We start from the raw sequence: 16,374 nt of genomic DNA, 5'->3' as shown, positions 1-16,374 counted from the left end.
GCCCCATGCCCCGCGCCGCCGCGCCGCGCCTGCCGCGCCGCCGCCCGGATCCCTTCCCCTACCTGCTGCTGCTGCCGGCCCTGCTGCTGATGGCGGCGGTCAACCTGACGCCGATCCTGCAGGGCTTCTACATGTCGCTGCTGAAACTGAACCAGTTCACGCTGGCCCAGTATCTGGACGCGCCCTTCGTCGGCCTGGACAACTACCGGCGCGTGCTGTTCGACGGCGCCAGCCCGCTGCGCGCCGGCCTCGGCCTGGCGCTGCGCAACACCCTGCTCTACACGGCGGTGGTCTCGCTGTCGGCGATCGCCATCGGCCTGGGCATGGCCCTGCTGATGAACCGCGACTTCCCCGGCCGCAACCTGGCCCGCACCCTGCTGCTGCTGCCCTGGATCGTGCCCTCCTATGTGGTGGGCTCGCTGTGGGGCTTCATGTGGCAGCGCGACGTCGGCATCATCAACACCGTGCTGGTGGACTGGCTGCACCTGCTGGACGAGCGCCCCTTCTGGCTGATCGGCGCGAACAGCTTCTGGGCCATCGTGATCCCCACCGTCTGGCGCACCTGGCCGGTGCTGATGCTGATCTTCCTGGCCGCGCTGCAGTCCATCCCCGAGGACCCCTACGAGGCCGCGACCCTGGACGGCGTCAGCCGCTGGCAGCAATTCCTGCACATCACCCTGCCGCTGCTGAAGCCGGTGATCCTGATCCAGCTGATGTTCCAGATCATCGACAACATCTATTCCTACAACCTGGTCTCGATGATGTTCGGCAACGGCGCCGGCTATCCGGGCGAATGGGCCGACCTGCTGATGCCGCTGCTGACCCGCCAGTCCTTCAGCTACTGGCTGTTCGGCCAGGGCGCGGCGGTGTCCTTCGTGATGATGGCGCTGATGCTGGTCTTCGTCGGCCTGTGGCTGCGCGCCTTCCGCCAGCAGATGAGCGATACCCCCCATGCCTAAGCCCTCGCCGCGCGCGCGCGCCCTGCTCGACCTGCTGACCTGGGCCATCGTCGGGCTCTCGCTGCTGCCGATCGCCTGGATGCTGCTGTCCTCGCTGCGCAACTACAGCGAGATCGCCAACGGCGCCCAGCTCGGCGCCGGCCTCGATCTGCGCTGGCAGAACTACCGCGAGCTCTGGATCCGGGTGGACTTCTTCGGCTTCTTCCGCAACAGCCTGATCATCTGCGGCCTCAGCACCCTGCTGTCGACCGCCTGCGCCGTCTGCGCCGCCTACGCGCTGGCGCGCCTGCGCTTTCGCGGCGGCAATGCCTTCAGCCTGGCCATCACGGTGACCCAGGTGATCCCCGGCATGCTGTTCTTCCTGCCGCTCTACATGCTGTACCGCCAGCTCGGCGAGCGCTACGGCCTGGTGCTGCTGGACAGCATGCAGGGCCTGGTCTTCCTCTATGTGGCGCTGTTCACGCCGGCCAGCATCTGGATCATGCGCGGCTTCTTCGTCGCGATCCCGCGCGAGCTGGAGGACGCCGCCATCATCGACGGCTGCTCGCGCCTGGGCGCCTTCGTGCGCATCGTGCTGCCGCTCAGCGCGCCCGGCATCATCGCCACCGCCACCTTCGTGTTCCTGCTGGCCTGGGACGAGCTGTTCTTCGCCTGGGTGCTGACCAGCAGCGCCGAGGTGCAGACCATCCCGGTCGGCATCCGCCTGTTCGTCAGCCAGTTCCAGCACCGCTACGACCTGATGATGGCCGCCGGGGCCGTCTCCACCCTGCCCGTGCTGCTGGTCTTCTTCGCCGGGCAGCGCTATTTCGTCAAGGGCCTCGCCGCCGGGGCCGTCAAGGGTTGAACCGCCATGAGCGCCGTCACATTGCATCGGATCGAGAAGGACTTCGGCCCCCAGGCTCCCGTCATCAAGGGCGTGGACCTGCAGATCGAGGCGGGCGAGTTCGTCGTCTTCGTCGGGCCCTCGGGCTCGGGCAAGTCCACCCTGCTGCGCATCATCGCCGGCCTGGCGAGCGCCAGCGCCGGCGAGCTGCGCATCGGCGAGCGGCGCGCCAACGAGCTGCCGGCCGCACAGCGCGGCATCGCGATGGTGTTCCAGTCCTACGCGCTCTACCCGCACATGAGCGTGGCCGAGAACATGGGATTTGCGCTGCGCATGGCCGGCGTGCCCAGGGCCGAGGTGCGCGTGCGCGTCGCGCGCTCGGCCGAGGTGCTGCAGATCGCGCATCTGCTGGAGCGCAAGCCCAGGACCCTGTCCGGCGGCCAGCGCCAGCGCGTCGCGATCGGCCGGGCCATCGTGCGCGAACCCCAGGTCTTCCTGTTCGACGAGCCGCTGTCCAACCTGGACGCGGCGCTGCGCCAGGACATGCGGGTCGAGCTGGCCCGGCTGCACCAGCAGCTCGGCGCGACGATGATCTATGTCACCCATGACCAGGTGGAGGCGATGACCCTGGCCAGCCGCATCGTGGTGTTCGACGGCGGCGTGGTGCAGCAGGTCGGCAGCCCGGCCGAGCTCTACGAGCACCCGGCCAATCTCTTCGTCGCCGGCTTCCTGGGCGCGCCGCGCATGAACCTGCTGCCGGGCCGGCTGCTCGCCGCCGATGCGGCGCTGGCCCAGGTCGAGGTCGAGGGCCTCGGCCGCATCGCGGTGGCCGTCGATGCACGGCGCAGCGCGCTCGGCAGCGCCGTGACCCTGGGCCTGCGGCCCGAGCATCTGCGGCTGGCGAGCGCCGATGCGCCCCCGGCAGATGCGGCGCCGACTGCCGGCCGGCTGGACCTGGTCGAGTACCTGGGCGACCACCTGCTGGCCTATGTCTCCCAGCCCGGCCTGCCGCAGCGCCTGTGCGCCAAGCTGAGCCGGCAAGACCTGCCCCCCTGCGCCACCGGCGCGGCGCTGCGCCTGCAGCTGCCGGCCCGCCATGCCCTGCTGTTCGATGCCCAGGGCCTGGCCCATCCCCGCAGCGCCAGCCACTGAGCCGCCAACGATGAAATTCCTGCACAACCACCTGGGCTACGCGCCCGCCGCGCACAAGTGCGCCCTGCTGCAAGCCACCACCTCGCCGGCGACCGAAGACTTCCGGCTGCTGGACCCCGACGGCGGGCAGGCCCGCTGGCGCGGCCGCCTGCAGCCGCTGGGCGGCGTGCCCGGCTGGCGCGACTGGCGGTACTGGGCCGCCGACTTCTCCGAGCTGCAAGCGCCGGGGCGCTACCGCCTGCAGCTGGAGGGGGCCGAGTCGCACTGCATCTCGGCGCCCTTCGCCATCGCCGATTCGATCTACGACGGCCAGCTGCTGTCGGACCTGCTGCATTACTTCAAGTCGCAGCGCTGCACCGGCCTCTTCGACCGGGCCGACCGCGACTGCCCGGTGCTCGGCGAGGCGCAGCGCCTGGACCTGCGCGGCGGCTGGTACGACGCCTCGGGCGATACCTCCAAATACCTCTCGCACCTGTCCTATGCCCAGCACATGAACCCGCAGCAGACGCCGCAGCTGGTGTGGAACCTGCTGGCGGGCCGCGACGCCGCACCCGCCGCGCCGCTGTGGATGGACGAGCGCATGGTCGACGAGGCCCTGCATGGCGCCGATTTCCTGTGCCGCATGCAGCAGCCGGACGGCAGCTTCTGCATGACGGTGTTCGACCGCTGGAGCAAGGACGTGGCGCAGCGCCAGGTCTGCAGCTACAGCACCCAGCAGGGCATCCTGTCGACGCGCTACCGGGCCGGCTTCCGCCAGGGCGCCGGCGCCAGCATCGCGGCGCTGGCGCGCGCCAGCCGGCTGCCGCGCGACGGCGAGTTCGAGCGCGCGCGCTATCTGCAGGCCGCCGAGCTGGGCTTCGCGCATCTGCAGGCGCAGGGCCTCGCCTACCTGGACGATGGCCGCGAGAACATCATCGACGACTATTGCGCGCTGCTGGCCGCCACCGAGCTGCATGCGGCCTCCGGCGCGGCCGGCCATGCCGAGGCCGCCGCGCAGCGCGCGCAGCGCCTGCTGGCGCGCCAGGACGCGGCCGGCTTCTTCTGGGCCGACGACGCGCGCACGCGCAGTTTTTTCCATGCCGCCGAGGCCGGCCTGCCCTATGTGGCGCTGCTGCGCTGGCTGGAAATCTGCCCCGAGGCGCCCGGCGCACCGGCGGCGCGGGCCGGGCTGAGGCGCGGCCTGGCGCAAGAGTTGACCCTGACCCATGAGCAGGGCGTCAATCCTTTCGGCTACCCGCGCCAGTGGGTGCAAATGCCGCAACAGCCCGGCCGGGTGCAGTTCTTCTTCCCGCACGAGAACGAGAGCGGCTATTGGTGGCAGGGCGAGAACGCGCGCCTCGCCTCGCTGGCCGCGGCTGCCCGCTGGGCCGGCAAGACCCTGGATCTGCCGGCGCCGCTGGATGCGCAGGCCGAGCGCTATGCCCAGGATGCGCTGCACTGGATCTTCGGCCGCAACCCCTTCGATGCCTGCATGATGCAGGGCCAGGGCCACAACAACCCGCGCTACGAACCGGGCTACTGGAACGCGCCGGGGGGCGTCTGCAACGGCATCACCGCCGGCCTGGACGACGAGGCCGGCATCGACTTCCGCATGCCCTGGGAGACCGAGCCGCGCCATTCCTGGCGCTGGAGCGAGCAATGGCTGCCGCATGGCGCCTGGCTGTTCCTGGCGCTGGCGCTGCAGTAAGGCGGAGCAAGCAACTCAGACCCGTCGCTGCCACAGGCTGGGCGGGATCTCGCGCAGCTTGGCGGCCAGCTCCATGCCGGTGCGCACATTGAACTTGTGGCAGATGCGCAGGCGGTGCGCCTCCACCGTCTTGGTGCTGATCTGCAGATGGTCGGCGATCTGCTTGCTGAGGTAGCCGGCCACCATCTCGGTCAGCACCTCGCGTTCGCGCGCGGTCAGACCCGCGATCTCGCCGAGCAGGCCGGCGCGCGCCGCATGTTCCTCGCGCGCGCCGCGGTCGACCAGCAGGGCCTTGCCGACCGCGTCGAGCAGGGTGCGCGGATCGGCCGGCTTCTCGAGGAAGTCGCGCGCACCCTGCTGCAGCGCATGCACCACCATCGGGATGTCGCCATGGCCGGTCAGGAACAGCACCGGCGGCAGGTAGGCGCCCAGCTCGCGCGTCTGGCGGCCCAGCTCGGCGAACAGCTCCAGGCCGCTCATGCCGGGGATGCGCACATCGATCACCAGGCAGTGGAAATCCGCGGCCCGGGCCTGCTGCAGGAAATCGCCGGCGCGCTCGAAGGGCTGGGCGCGCCAGCCGCGCGTCTCCAGCAGCAGGCCCAGCGAATGGCGCACCGCCGGATCGTCGTCGATGACGGCCACGCGCGGGTTCATCATCAGGTCGGCAGGGTCGCTGTGCATGTGAGTGGCTCGCTTAAAAGGATGTCGCCCTGCCGCGCCGAGCGCGGCAGCCGGAAGCAAAAGCGCGCGCCGCCGCCGGGATTGGGCTCGGCCCACAGGCGGCCGCCATGGCCCTCGATCACGGTGCGGCAGATCGCCAGGCCCAGGCCCATGCCCTCGCCCTTGGTGGTGTAGAAGGCCTGGAACAGCTGGTCGGGCCGGCTCACGCCCGGGCCGCGGTCGGCCACGCTGACCTGCAGCTCGGGCTCGCCCGGCTCGGCACGGATCTCCAGCACCAGCGCATCGGCGGCCGGCATCTGCTCCAGCGTCGCCAGCGCCTCCAGCGCATTGCGCAGCAGATTGAACAGCACCTGCTCCATCATCACGCCGTCGCAGTCCAGCCGGGCCGGCTCGGCTGGGGGCAGCACGCGCGGCACCACCTGCAGGCGCTGGGCCAGCGGTGCCAGCAGGGCCAGCGGCTCGGCCAGCAGCGCGCTTAACTCATGCGAGCGCACCTCGACCCGGCGCTTGTGGATGAAGTTGCGCAGGCTCTGGATGATCTGGCCGGCGCGGCGCGCCTCCTCGCCGGCGCGGCGCACCGCGTCCTCGATGCGCGGCAGCGGTGCCGGCGACTGGGTCAGCAGGCTGTCCGCCACCGCCACATAGTTGGCCAGCGCGGCCAGCGGCTGGTTCAGCTCATGCGCGATGCCGGAGGCGAACTCCGCCAGGCTGCTCAGCCGCGCGGTGTGCTGCAGCAGATCGTCGCGCTCGCGCGCCGTGTCGGCGGCCTGGCGCTCGGCGCTGATGTCGGTGGCGATGTCCAGCAGCACGGTGGAGCCGTCCACCCATTGCATACTGCGCCGCTCCAGGTGGTACCAGCGCTGCAGCGCCGGGTCGAAGCAGTCCAGCGCGCGCAGCTCCGCGTCCAGCGGCCGCCCCCAGGGCGGCAGCAGGCAGCAGGGCGCCTCGGCGGCGCAGGCGAACACCGTCTCGTGATGCCGGTTGCGAAACAGCAGCCGGCCATCGGCCAGCGCGCTGACCGACACCGCCGACTCCAGGCCCGCCAGCACCGCACGCAGCTGCTCGCGCGAGGCCGACAGCGCGCGCTGCGCGGCCTGGCGCTCGCGCAGCCAGCGGTACAGCACCCACAGCAGCCACAGCACCGCCAGCGCGAACAGCAGGGCCGCGCCGGCCAGCAGGGCCAGCAGGCGCTGACCCTGGCCCGGCTCATGCGGCGCCACCCACAGCGCCAGCCCGCCGGCCTCGGGCCCGAAGCCGATCCGGTGCACCGCCTCCTGCGAGGCGGGCGCATGGCCGTCGCGCGGCGCCAGCCGCTTGTAATGACGGTCGACCAGGCTGAGGTCGTAGCGCTGCACGAACCACCAGGGCACCTCCTGCTCCAGCAGCCGGTCCAGGTCGTAGGTCGCCAGCAGCGCGGCCGGCGCGGCGCCCGGCTCGCCCGGCACCGGCACCGCCAGCACCCACAGCGCCCCGCCCTGCTCGATCACCTGGCTGTAGACCGGCTGCTCCAGGGTCAGGGCCCGCACCACCGCCGATTGAATCAGCGGATCGCTCAGCGGCGGCAGCTGGGCCGGGCGCTCGCGGTACAGCGGCAGCCCGCCCTGGCGCGCGCCCTGCCGGTCGATCGGCTCCACCGCCAGCAGCGCCGGGTTGTCCTTCATCAGCCCGGCGATGCGGGTCTGGAACTCGGCCGCGGCCGCCTCGGACGGCGTGCCCAGGTCATGGGCCCAGTTGCTGAGCATGCGCTCATTGATCTGCAGGGTCTGGGCCAGCGACTGTTCCAGCCAGGTGCGATCCAGCGCGGCGCGGCGCGCCTCGTCCTCGCGCTGCTCGGCCAGCCACCACCAGGCGCCCACCGACAGCAGCAGCAGGCTCGCGGCCACGCCCAGGGCCAGCAGCCAGGCGGGGCGGCGCGGGCCGGCGGCCAGGTCCGCCCCCGGGTTCAGCATCGCGCCAGCTCGGCCGCGCCCACCAGCCCGGCGTCGCCGCCCAGCTCGGCGCGCCGCAGCTCCTGCCGGTACAGCGCCGGCAGCCCATCCAGCGCGCGCTGCAGGCGTTCCAGATAGCCGGGGCGCAGGCCGACCCCGCCACCGAGCGCGGTGCGGGCGATGCCCAGCAGCACCGCCAGATCGCCCAGCTTGCGGGCCAGCTGCGCGATGCCCGCGGCCAGCAGGGCCTCGGCGGCGGCATCGCCGGCATCGGCCGCGTCGAACAGGGCCCGCGCATCGGCGCGGCCGGCCGCGCGCGCCAGCCCGTTCAGGGCCGTGCCGCTGGCCAGGTTCTCCAGGGTCCGGCCGTCCGGCAGCAGGGTCTCGCCCAGCTCGGCGTCCATGCCGTTGCGCGCCTGGTGCAGGCGCCCACCCAGCACCAGGCCGGCGCCAACGCCGGTCGACACGGTGACGAACAGGAACTCGTCGCAGCCCCGGCCGGCGCCATGGCGGTACTCGGCCCAGGCCGCGGCGCGCGCATCGTTGCAGACCCGGACCACGCGGCCCCAGCGCCGCGCCAGCCGCGCCTGCAGCGGATAGTCCGTCCAGCCCGGCAGCAGGGCCGGGTTGTGTGCGCTGACCCGGCCCTCAGCGACCTGGCCGGCGATCGCCACGCCCACCGCGGCATCGGCCGCCGCCGCCGCGGGGGCCTCGCGCAGCAGTTCGTCCATCGTCTCCAGCATCGCCTCGGGGCCGGCCCGGGCAGGCGTCGACCGCTGGGCGCGCCAGTGGATGTCGGTCCCGCTGATGAGGGCGGCACGGCTGACCGTGCCGCCGATGTCCATGGCAATGACGGGCTTCATCAAGAAGGAGGTCCTGTGCTGGAGGCTGCTGCGCGGCCCGCAGGGTGGCACAGAACCATCGGCGCATCACCCCGGGAAAACTACCACAGCCCGTAGCGGTGGCCCCGCGAACCGGCCGGGCGGAAGCGGCCGCGGCTTCGGCGACAATCCGTCCCATGTTTGCCCTGTTCGATGACGCCGGGAAGTTCCTCGCCGGCCGTGTGATGTCCGAAGCCGAAAGCTCGCTGCAGATCGAGCTGGAGTCGGGCAAGCGCGTCAAAGTGAAGGCGGCCAATGTGCTGCTGAAGTTCGACAAGCCCGCGCCCGCCGAGCTGATCGCGGAGGGCCAGCGCCTGGCCCAGGAGATCGACCTGGACCTGGCCTGGGAGTTCGCCCCCGAGACCGAGTTCGGTTTCGCCGAGCTGGCGCGCGACTATTTCGACGCCAAGGCCGGCCTGACGCATCAGGCGGCCGCGCTGTTCCGCCTGTTCGAGGCGCCGCATTACTTCCGCCGCGCCGGCAAGGGCCAGTTCAAGAAGGCGCCGGAGGAGATCGTCAAGGCCGCGCTGCTGGGCATCGAGCGCAAGCGCCAGCAGGCGCTGCAGATCGAGGCCTGGGCCGAGGAACTGGCCCGGGGCGAATGCCCGGCCGCGATCAAGGAGCAGATCTACAAGATCCTGTTCAAGCCGGACAAGAACGGCCCCGAGTACAAGGCCGTGGTCGAGGCGACCAAGCGCGCGCAGAAGGCGCCGCTGGAGCTGCTGCAGGGCGCCGGCGCGATCGGCAGCCCCTACCAGTTCCACTGGAAGCGCTTCCTGTTCGAGAACTTCCCCAAGGGCACCGGCTTCCCCGCGCTGACCGCGCCGGAGATCAAGGACGAGCTGCCGCTGGCCGCGGTGGCCGCCTTCTCGATCGACGATTCGGCCACGACCGAGATCGACGATGCGTTGTCGGTGCAGGGCCTGGGTTCGGGCACCGTCACCTTCGGCGTGCATATCGCCGCGCCGGGCCTCGCGATCCAGCCGGACTCGGCCGTCGACAAGGTCGCGCGCGAGCGCTATTCCACCGTCTACATGCCGGGCTGGAAGCTGACCATGCTGCCGGACGAGGTGGTGCAGACCTACACGCTGATCGAGGGCCGCGACTGCCCGGCCGTGTCGATCTACTTCACGCTCGACGAGGCCACGCTGGAGATCAAGGCCAGCGAGACGAAACTGGAGCGCGTGCCGATCAAGAGCAATCTGCGCCACGACAAGCTGGACGCGGTGATCACCGAGGCCTCGCTGACCGGCGCGGCGCCGGCCGACTATGCCTTCGCCGCCGAGCTGGCCTTCTGCCACCGCCTGGCCCGCGACCTGAAGGCCAAGCGCGAGGTGGTGCGCGGCAAGCCCGAGACCTTCAACCGGCCTGACTACAACTTCCGCCTCGACAACGGAGGCGGCACGCAGGAGCCGGACGGCAGCGAGCAGGTCAGCATCACGACGCGCCAGCGCGGCTCGGCGCTGGACCTGATCGTCGCCGAGGCGATGATCCTGGCCAACTCGACCTGGGGCGGCTGGCTGCACAGCCTGGGCCTGCCCGGCATCTACCGCAGCCAGGCCAGCCTGGCGCCGGGCGTCAAGGTGCGCATGGGCACCAAGGCCCAGCCGCATGCCGGCATGGGCGTGGCGCAATACACCTGGGCCACCTCGCCGCTGCGCCGCTATGTGGACCTGGTGAACCAGTGGCAGATCATCGCCTGCGCGCGCCATGGCCGCACCGCGGCGCTGGTGGCGCCGTTCAAGCCCAAGGACGCGCAGCTGTTCTCGATCATCTCCGGCTTCGACGCCGCCTACTCGGCCTACAACGGCTTCCAGAACGGCATCGAGCGCTTCTGGACCCTACGCTATCTGCAGCAGCAGGGCATCACCGAGCTGGATGCCGCGGTGATGAAGGAGGGCCTGGTGCGCGCCGACACCCTCCCGCTGGTGTTCAAGGCCCTGGGCTGCGAGAGCCTGCCGCGCGGCGCGCATGTAAAAGTGCGCATCACCGGCATCGACGAGATGACCCTGGACCTGCACGCCAGCCTGGTCGCCCGCCTGGATGACCAGCCGGTGGCCGCCGCCGAGGCAACGGAAGAGGACGAGGAGGAGGAGCCGACCGGCGCCCTCACCCTGGCCATCGATCTGTCGCCCGAGGGCGAGGCCGGCGGCACGCCCGCCGCCGACGCGCCGCAGGCCTGACGACCGACGCCACGATGCTGGGCCGGCTCTCCACGCTGCAGATCGCCTTGCTTGCATCGGTGGGCCTGCATGGCGGCCTGCTGATGCTGCGCATCGCCGATCCGGAGGGCTTCAACCGCATCTTCCAGGACACGCCGCTGGAGGTGGTGCTGGTCAACACCAAGGGCAACGAGGCGCCGGCCAAGGCCCAGGCCCTGGCCCAGGCGAACCTGGCCGGCGGTGGCGAGGCCGAGCGCGGCCGCGCCACCTCGCCGCTGCCGCCGGCCCCGCATATCGAGCTGGGCGACACCGCGGAATCTCAGCGCGCCCACATCGCGCAGCTGATGGAGCAGCAGCAGCAACTGCTGGCCCGGGTGCGGCGCGAGCTGGCCCTGCTGCCGCCGCCCGACCCGCGGCGCGACAAGGGCGAGCCCGATGCCCGCGAGCAGGCCGAGAAGCGCCGCCGCCTGGTGCAGCTGATGGCCGAGATCGAGAAGCGCGTCAACGAGGAGAACGCGCGCCCGAAGAAGCGCTACATCAGCCCGGCCACCCGCGAGGTGGTCTATGCCCAGTACTACGACCAGCTGCGCCGTCGCATCGAGGCGCGCGGCACGCGCGACTTCCCCGAATACCAGGGCAAGAAGCTCTATGGCGAGCTGACCCTGAACATCCATGTCGACCACCGCGGCCGCGTGGTCGAGACCGATATCGTGGCCGGCTCCGGCAACACCATCCTGGACCGCCGCGCGATCGCAATCGTGCGCGCCTCCGCCCCCTTCGGCCCCTTCAGCACCGCGATGCGCCAGGGTGCCGAGGTGCTGGTGATCACCTCGCGCTTCCGCTTCACGCGCGAGGACGGGCTCGAAACCACCTTGAGCGCGCAGCAGCCATGACCGATACCTACGTGATCGCCGGCAATCCGGTGGCGCACAGCCGCTCGCCCGAGATCCATGCGATGTTCGCGGCGCAGACCGGCGAGGACCTGGTCTACGAGCGCCTGCTGTGCCCGCTGGACGCCTTCGAGGCCACCTTGCGCGGCTTCGCCGCCGCGGGCGGGCGCGGCTGCAACATCACCGTGCCCTTCAAGTTCGAGGCCCATGCGCTGGCCGCCCGGCTCTCGCCGCGCGCGCGTCTGGCCGGCGCCTGCAATGTGCTGCGCTTCGATACCGAAGCCCAGGGCGGCTGGTTCGGCGACAACAGCGACGGCATCGGCCTGCGGCGCGACATCGAGCGCGTGCGCTCGCTGGGCGGCCAGCGCCTGCTGCTGCTGGGCGCGGGCGGCGCCTCGGCCGGCGTGCTGGGCAGCCTGATCGAGGGCCGGCCGGCCGAGATCACGCTGGCCAACCGCAGCGTCGACAAGGCCCAGGCCCTGGTGGCCGGCCATGCCGCCTTGGCCGCCGAGCAGGGCGTGCGGCTGCGCGCCAGCGCGCTGGACGGCTGCGGCGAGGGCTTCGACATCCTGGTCAACGGCACCAGCGCCAGCCTCGGCGGCGCGGCGGTGCCGGTGGCGGCCAGCGCGCTGCGGCCCGGCGCGCTGGCGCTGGACATGATGTACGGCCCGGCCGCCCAGGGTTTCCTGGACTGGGCCACGGCCCATGGCTTCGAGGGCCGCGACGGCCTGGGCATGCTGGTCGAGCAGGCGGCCGAGGCCTTCTATATATGGCGCGGGGTTCGCCCCGACAGCGCGCCGGTGCTGGCGGCGCTGCGCGCGTCGATCGCGCAGAAGGCGGCGGCGACACCATGATCGGCAAGCTGATGCGCCTGCTGGCCCTGCTGCTGCTGGGCCTGGTGGCGCTGCAACTCTATTTCGCCGGCCGCATCGCGCTGATGAATCTGCTGGCGCCGCAGTCCACCACCTTCCAGCGCTCCGAGATCTGGCGCCTGGCGACCGAGAAGGGCCTGGTCGCCTGGAGCCAGCAATGGGTGGACGAGGATCGCCTTTCAAAGAACCTGCAGCGCGCGGTGATCGCCAGCGAGGACGCCGCCTTCGCCGACCATGGCGGGGTGGACTGGGACGCGATCGAGAAGGCCTGGGAGAAGAACCAGAAGGCCGAGGCGCGCGCCGAGAAGCAGGCCGCGAACCTGCGCCCGGGCCGCGCGGCACCGGTGGCCAAGATCGTCGGCGGCTCGACCATCACCCAGCAGCTGGCCAAGAACCTGTTCCTGTCCGGCGAGCGCAATCTGCTGCGCAAAGGCCAGGAGTTCGCGCTGACCTTTATGCTGGAGGCGCTGCTGGACAAGCGCCGCATCCTGGAGATCTATCTGAACAACGTCGAATGGGGCGAAGGCCTGTTCGGCGCCCAGGCCGCGGCGCGCCATTACTTCCGGATCGACGCCGCGCGCCTGTCGCCCAACCAGGCGGCGCGCCTGGCGGTGATGCTGCCGGCGCCCAAGCGCTTCGAGAAGCGCCCGGCCTCGGGCTATGTGCTGTCGCGCGCCGGCACGATCGAGGCGCGCATGGGTGCGGTCGAGCTACCCTGAACCCATGGACGACACCGACGACCTGAGCCTGGAGATCGCCGCCGCCGCCGCCCGCATCGTGGTGGAGGAAGGCATGGAATACGGCCCGGCCAAGCAGCGCGCGCTGAAGAGCCTGGGCCTGCCCAGGCGCACCGCCCTGCCCGACAACGAGCTGCTGGAGGAACAGGTGCGCGAGTACCTGGCGATCTTCTGCGCCGACACCCAGCCGGGCGAATTACGCACATTGCGCGAACTGGCGGCGCTGTGGATGGAGCGGCTGGCCGAATTCCGCCCGCACCTGTGCGGCGCGGTCTGGCGCGGCACCGCCACCCGGCTCTCGCCGATCCATCTGCAGCTCTACTGCGACGACAGCAAGGCCGCCGAGATCGCGCTGCTGAACTGGCGCATCGACTACGACGTCGGCAGCGCCCCCGGTCCGCGCGGCCAACTGGTCGACCAGCTGCTGCTGGCCGCCCCCAGCCGGGAGTTGGGCGAGACGGTAACGATCGCGCTGACCATCCTGGACCATGACGATCTGCGCGGCGCGCTGAAACCCGATACCCGCGGCCGCAGCGAGCGCGGTGACCTGGCGGCGCTGCGCCGCCTGCTGGACGACAAGACCCCGGCCGAGGGAGGAGAAGCCTGATGATGAAACGCAGAACCTGGGTGATCACGGCCGGCGCTGGCGCGGCGCTGCTGGGCGGCGGCCTGGCCTGGCGGCAACACCGCCCGGCGGCCCTGTCGGAGCCGGCCCAGGCCTTCTGGTCGGCCGCCTTCGAGCGCCCCGAGGGCGGCCAGTTGTCGATGCGCGAGCTGGCCGGCCGGCCGCTGCTGCTGAATTTCTGGGCCACCTGGTGCGCGCCCTGCGTCAAGGAAATGCCCGAACTGGACCAGTTCCAGCGCGAATTCCAGGCCAAGGGCTGGTCGGTGCTGGGCCTGGCGGTGGACTCGGCGGCGCCGGTGCGGGAGTTCCTGAAGAAGCTGCCGGTCGGCTTTCCGATCGCGCTGGCCGGCCTCACCGGACTGGAACTGACGCGAAAATTGGGTAATCTCCAGGGAGGCTTGCCCTTCAGCGTCGCCTTCGACCGCAGCGGAGAGATCAGCTGGCGCAAACTGGGGCCGACCAATCTGGCCGAGTTGCGCCTGCTGGGCGGCACCGGCGGCTGATCCGGCCAGCCCGAAATCACCGGACGGGTCAAGAGATAAATTTTTTGGCAAGTAGCGGGAACTGACCTCAAAAAGCGTAAAGTGCGCCCTTTATCGCTTCTAGTGGCCGCGCTCTAATGAGCCGGGCACGCTGCCGATGCAGATTCTTGTCATTCACGGACCCAACCTCAACCTTCTCGGCACAAGAGAACCCGGGGTCTATGGTTCGCGAACTTTGGCCCAGATCGACGCCGATCTCTCAGAGATGGCGGCAAAAGCCGGTGCCAAGCTGGAATCCTTCCAGAGCAACCATGAAGGTGCCCTGGTCGACCGCATCCAGGCCGCGGGCCGCGACGGCAGCCGCTTCATCATCATCAATCCCGCCGCCTACACCCATACCAGCGTGGCCATGCGCGATGCGCTGGCGGCCGTGGGACTGCCTTTTGTTGAAGTGCACCTGTCCAATATCCACAAGCGCGAGGCATTCCGGCAGCACAGCTATTTCTCCGCGATCGCCGATGGCGTGATCTGCGGGTTGGGCGCCCAGGGCTACACCCTGGCCCTGCACTATGCCTTGAGCCGGCTGGAGCCGGCGCCCTGACCGGACGCGCCGGGTCGCCGCCCACCGAAGAAGCACAACAAACCAATCCCGTTGGAGAAGCCTTATGGATCTGCGCAAGCTCAAGACCCTGATCGACCTGGTGTCCGAGTCGAACATCTCTGAACTTGAAATCACCGAGGCCGATGGCAAGGTGCGCATCGTCAAGTCGGATGGCCAGGTGGCCGTGCCGATGGCCGCCCTGCCCGTGATGGCACCGGCCGCCGCCGCACCCGTCGCCGCCGCGCCGGCCGCTGCTGCCGCCGCACCGGTGGCCGCGCCGGCCCCGGCCGCCGAGACCGGCCATATCGTGAAGTCGCCGATGGTGGGCACCTTCTACCGCGCCTCCAGCCCGAACGCCAAGTCCTTCGCCGAGCTGGGCCAGCAGATCAAGGAAGGCGACGCGATCTGCATCATCGAGGCGATGAAGATCATGAACGAGATCGAGGCCGACAAGACCGGCACGATCACCAAGATCCTGGTCGAGAACGGCCAGCCCGTCGAGTTCGGCCAGGCGCTGTTCGTCATCGAATAAGGCCTCGCCATGTTCAAGAAGATCCTGATCGCGAACCGCGGCGAGATCGCCCTGCGGATCCAGCGCGCCTGCCGCGAGCTGGGCGTGAAGTCCGTGGTGGTCTATTCCGAGGCCGACCGCGACGCCAAGTACGTCAAGCTGGCCGACGAGGCCGTCTGCATCGGCCCGGCGCCCTCGGCCCAAAGCTACCTCAGCATGCCGGCGATCATCGCCACCGCCGAGGTGACCGATGCCGAGGCCATCCACCCCGGCTACGGCTTCCTCAGCGAGAATGCCGACTTCGCCGAGCGCGTCGAGCGCAGCGGCTTCACCTTCATCGGCCCAACCCCGGACAACATCCGCATGATGGGCGACAAGGTCTCGGCCAAGCAGGCGATGATCCGTGCCGGCGTGCCCTGCGTGCCCGGCTCGGAAGGCGCCCTGCCCGACGACCCGAAGGAGATCGTCAAGATCGCCCGCTCGATTGGCTACCCGGTCATCATCAAGGCGGCCGGCGGCGGCGGCGGGCGCGGCATGCGCGTGGTGCACACCGAGGCGGCCCTGGTCAATGCGGTGCAGACCACCAAGGCCGAGGCCGGCGCCGCCTTCGGCAATCCGCAGGTCTATATGGAGAAGTTCCTGGAGAACCCGCGCCATGTGGAGATCCAGGTGCTGGCCGACGGCCACAAGAATGCCGTCTGGCTGGGCGAGCGCGACTGCTCGATGCAGCGCCGCCACCAGAAGATCATCGAGGAAGCGCCGGCGCCGGGCATCCCGCGCCGCGTGATCGAGAAGATCGGCGACCGCTGCTCGGCGGCCTGCAAGAAGATGGGCTACCGCGGCGCCGGCACCTTCGAGTTCCTCTATGAAAACGGCGAGTTCTACTTCATCGAGATGAACACCCGCGTGCAGGTGGAGCATCCGGTGACCGAGATGGTGACCGGCATCGACATCGTCGCGATGCAGATCAAGATCGCCGCCGGCGAGAAGCTGCCGTTCACGCAGCGCCAGATCGAGATGCGCGGCCATGCGATCGAGTGCCGCATCAACGCCGAGGACCCGGTCAAGTTCACGCCCTCGCCCGGCCGCATCACCACCTGGCATGCGCCGGGTGGCCCCGGCGTGCGCGTCGACTCGCATGCCTACACCAACTACTTCGTGCCGCCGAACTACGACTCGATGATCGGCAAGATCATCGTGCACGGCGACACCCGCGAGCAGGCGCTGGCGCGCATGCGCATCGCGCTGTCGGAAATGGTGGTGGAAGGCATCTCGACCAACATCCCGCTGCACCGCGAGCTGATGGCCGATGCCAAGTTCATGGAAGGCGGCACCAGCATCCATTACCTGGAAGGCTGGATGCGCGACCACAAACGCTGAGCC

The 16,374-nt window shown here is 70.4% G+C and carries 16 protein-coding genes; 13 read left to right on the top strand and 3 right to left on the bottom strand.

Annotated features, from left to right (window positions below; all coding sequences use genetic code 11):
• Positions 1–5: 5 nt before the first annotated feature.
• Genes G8A07_RS06475 through G8A07_RS06460 form a run of 4 tightly spaced genes read left to right on the top strand, consistent with a single transcriptional unit; the run spans position 6 to position 4,621 of the window.
• On the top strand, positions 6–959 hold the full coding sequence (locus tag G8A07_RS06475) for a carbohydrate ABC transporter permease (protein ID WP_213086242.1): 954 nt from the start codon (positions 6–8) through the stop codon (positions 957–959).
• The gene (locus G8A07_RS06470) at positions 952–1,803 is read left to right on the top strand and encodes a carbohydrate ABC transporter permease (protein WP_195796248.1); all 852 of its coding nucleotides are present in this window, start codon (positions 952–954) and stop codon (positions 1,801–1,803) included. Before G8A07_RS06475 ends, G8A07_RS06470 begins: the two co-directional genes overlap by 8 nt.
• Before the next feature lie 6 nt (positions 1,804–1,809).
• Positions 1,810–2,934: an ABC transporter ATP-binding protein gene (locus tag G8A07_RS06465; RefSeq protein WP_195796247.1), complete on the top strand. Its 1,125-nt coding sequence runs from the start codon at positions 1,810–1,812 to the stop codon at positions 2,932–2,934.
• Positions 2,935–2,944: 10 nt separating this feature from the next.
• Positions 2,945–4,621, top strand: coding sequence for a glycoside hydrolase family 9 protein (locus G8A07_RS06460; protein ID WP_195796246.1), 1,677 nt, complete (start codon positions 2,945–2,947; stop codon positions 4,619–4,621).
• Between the two features lie 15 nt (positions 4,622–4,636).
• Here the strand turns inward: G8A07_RS06460 and G8A07_RS06455 are convergent, their stop codons facing one another.
• The 3 genes from G8A07_RS06455 to G8A07_RS06445 are packed head-to-tail and all read right to left on the bottom strand — an operon-like array spanning position 4,637 to position 8,093.
• Positions 4,637–5,302 carry a response regulator transcription factor gene (locus G8A07_RS06455; protein ID WP_213086241.1) on the bottom strand — a complete coding sequence of 222 codons (666 nt, stop codon included), beginning with the start codon at positions 5,300–5,302 and terminating at the stop codon, positions 4,637–4,639.
• Positions 5,278–7,251 (bottom strand): sensor histidine kinase, encoded by a 1,974-nt coding sequence (locus G8A07_RS06450; protein ID WP_195796245.1) that lies wholly within the window; start codon positions 7,249–7,251, stop codon positions 5,278–5,280. The genes G8A07_RS06455 and G8A07_RS06450 overlap by 25 nt, the downstream gene beginning before the upstream one ends.
• Positions 7,245–8,093: an ROK family protein gene (locus G8A07_RS06445; RefSeq protein ID WP_195796244.1), complete on the bottom strand. Its 849-nt coding sequence runs from the start codon at positions 8,091–8,093 to the stop codon at positions 7,245–7,247. Before G8A07_RS06445 ends, G8A07_RS06450 begins: the two co-directional genes overlap by 7 nt.
• Positions 8,094–8,248: 155 nt before the next feature.
• On the opposite strand from G8A07_RS06445, the gene G8A07_RS06440 reads away from it, so the two are divergent.
• The 9 genes from G8A07_RS06440 to accC all read left to right on the top strand — a co-directional run bounded on the left by G8A07_RS06440 (position 8,249) and on the right by accC (position 16,371).
• The gene (locus tag G8A07_RS06440; protein WP_195796243.1) at positions 8,249–10,294 is read left to right on the top strand and encodes a ribonuclease catalytic domain-containing protein; all 2,046 of its coding nucleotides are present in this window, start codon (positions 8,249–8,251) and stop codon (positions 10,292–10,294) included.
• A gap of 14 nt (positions 10,295–10,308) precedes the next feature.
• Positions 10,309–11,166: a TonB family protein gene (locus tag G8A07_RS06435; RefSeq protein WP_195796242.1), complete on the top strand. Its 858-nt coding sequence runs from the start codon at positions 10,309–10,311 to the stop codon at positions 11,164–11,166.
• Positions 11,163–12,017: a shikimate dehydrogenase gene (gene aroE, locus G8A07_RS06430; RefSeq protein WP_195796241.1), complete on the top strand. Its 855-nt coding sequence runs from the start codon at positions 11,163–11,165 to the stop codon at positions 12,015–12,017. The genes G8A07_RS06435 and aroE overlap by 4 nt, the downstream gene beginning before the upstream one ends.
• Positions 12,014–12,754 carry a monofunctional biosynthetic peptidoglycan transglycosylase gene (gene mtgA, locus G8A07_RS06425; RefSeq protein ID WP_195796240.1) on the top strand — a complete coding sequence of 247 codons (741 nt, stop codon included), beginning with the start codon at positions 12,014–12,016 and terminating at the stop codon, positions 12,752–12,754. The genes aroE and mtgA overlap by 4 nt, the downstream gene beginning before the upstream one ends.
• Before the next feature lie 4 nt (positions 12,755–12,758).
• Positions 12,759–13,379 carry a hypothetical protein gene (locus G8A07_RS06420; protein WP_195796239.1) on the top strand — a complete coding sequence of 207 codons (621 nt, stop codon included), beginning with the start codon at positions 12,759–12,761 and terminating at the stop codon, positions 13,377–13,379.
• Positions 13,379–13,900, top strand: coding sequence for a TlpA family protein disulfide reductase (locus G8A07_RS06415; RefSeq protein ID WP_371816436.1), 522 nt, complete (start codon positions 13,379–13,381; stop codon positions 13,898–13,900). Before G8A07_RS06420 ends, G8A07_RS06415 begins: the two co-directional genes overlap by 1 nt.
• A 136-nt stretch (positions 13,901–14,036) precedes the next feature.
• The gene (gene aroQ, locus G8A07_RS06410) at positions 14,037–14,480 is read left to right on the top strand and encodes a type II 3-dehydroquinate dehydratase (RefSeq protein ID WP_195796238.1); all 444 of its coding nucleotides are present in this window, start codon (positions 14,037–14,039) and stop codon (positions 14,478–14,480) included.
• Positions 14,481–14,544: 64 nt separating this feature from the next.
• Positions 14,545–15,012 (top strand): acetyl-CoA carboxylase biotin carboxyl carrier protein, encoded by a 468-nt coding sequence (gene accB / locus G8A07_RS06405; protein ID WP_195796237.1) that lies wholly within the window; start codon positions 14,545–14,547, stop codon positions 15,010–15,012.
• Positions 15,013–15,021: 9 nt separating this feature from the next.
• Positions 15,022–16,371, top strand: a complete 1,350-nt coding sequence (gene accC, locus G8A07_RS06400) for an acetyl-CoA carboxylase biotin carboxylase subunit (protein ID WP_195796236.1) — start codon at positions 15,022–15,024, stop codon at positions 16,369–16,371.
• Positions 16,372–16,374: the final 3 nt, after the last annotated feature.

The organism is Roseateles sp. DAIF2 (genome assembly GCF_015624425.1).
GTDB lineage: Bacteria > Pseudomonadota > Gammaproteobacteria > Burkholderiales > Burkholderiaceae_C > Kinneretia.
This window is presented reverse-complemented; position numbering and strand designations above follow the sequence as displayed.

Excerpts from the sequence above, each read along its gene's own strand:
- G8A07_RS06470 (WP_195796248.1), top strand. The coding sequence starts at position 952 with ATGCCTAAGCCCTCGCCGCGCGCGCGCGCCCTGCTCGACCTGCTGACC.
- G8A07_RS06440 (WP_195796243.1), top strand. The coding sequence starts at position 8,249 with ATGTTTGCCCTGTTCGATGACGCCGGGAAGTTCCTCGCCGGCCGTGTG.
- G8A07_RS06465 (WP_195796247.1), top strand. The coding sequence starts at position 1,810 with ATGAGCGCCGTCACATTGCATCGGATCGAGAAGGACTTCGGCCCCCAG.
- accB (WP_195796237.1), top strand. The coding sequence starts at position 14,545 with ATGGATCTGCGCAAGCTCAAGACCCTGATCGACCTGGTGTCCGAGTCG.
- mtgA (WP_195796240.1), top strand. The coding sequence starts at position 12,014 with ATGATCGGCAAGCTGATGCGCCTGCTGGCCCTGCTGCTGCTGGGCCTG.
- G8A07_RS06460 (WP_195796246.1), top strand. The coding sequence starts at position 2,945 with ATGAAATTCCTGCACAACCACCTGGGCTACGCGCCCGCCGCGCACAAG.
- aroQ (WP_195796238.1), top strand. The coding sequence starts at position 14,037 with ATGCAGATTCTTGTCATTCACGGACCCAACCTCAACCTTCTCGGCACA.
- G8A07_RS06435 (WP_195796242.1), top strand. The coding sequence starts at position 10,309 with ATGCTGGGCCGGCTCTCCACGCTGCAGATCGCCTTGCTTGCATCGGTG.
- G8A07_RS06455 (WP_213086241.1), bottom strand. The coding sequence starts at position 5,302 with ATGCACAGCGACCCTGCCGACCTGATGATGAACCCGCGCGTGGCCGTC.
- G8A07_RS06415 (WP_371816436.1), top strand. The coding sequence starts at position 13,379 with ATGATGAAACGCAGAACCTGGGTGATCACGGCCGGCGCTGGCGCGGCG.
- G8A07_RS06445 (WP_195796244.1), bottom strand. The coding sequence starts at position 8,093 with ATGAAGCCCGTCATTGCCATGGACATCGGCGGCACGGTCAGCCGTGCC.
- accC (WP_195796236.1), top strand. The coding sequence starts at position 15,022 with ATGTTCAAGAAGATCCTGATCGCGAACCGCGGCGAGATCGCCCTGCGG.
- G8A07_RS06420 (WP_195796239.1), top strand. The coding sequence starts at position 12,759 with ATGGACGACACCGACGACCTGAGCCTGGAGATCGCCGCCGCCGCCGCC.
- aroE (WP_195796241.1), top strand. The coding sequence starts at position 11,163 with ATGACCGATACCTACGTGATCGCCGGCAATCCGGTGGCGCACAGCCGC.
- G8A07_RS06450 (WP_195796245.1), bottom strand. The coding sequence starts at position 7,251 with ATGCTGAACCCGGGGGCGGACCTGGCCGCCGGCCCGCGCCGCCCCGCC.
- G8A07_RS06475 (WP_213086242.1), top strand. The coding sequence starts at position 6 with ATGCCCCGCGCCGCCGCGCCGCGCCTGCCGCGCCGCCGCCCGGATCCC.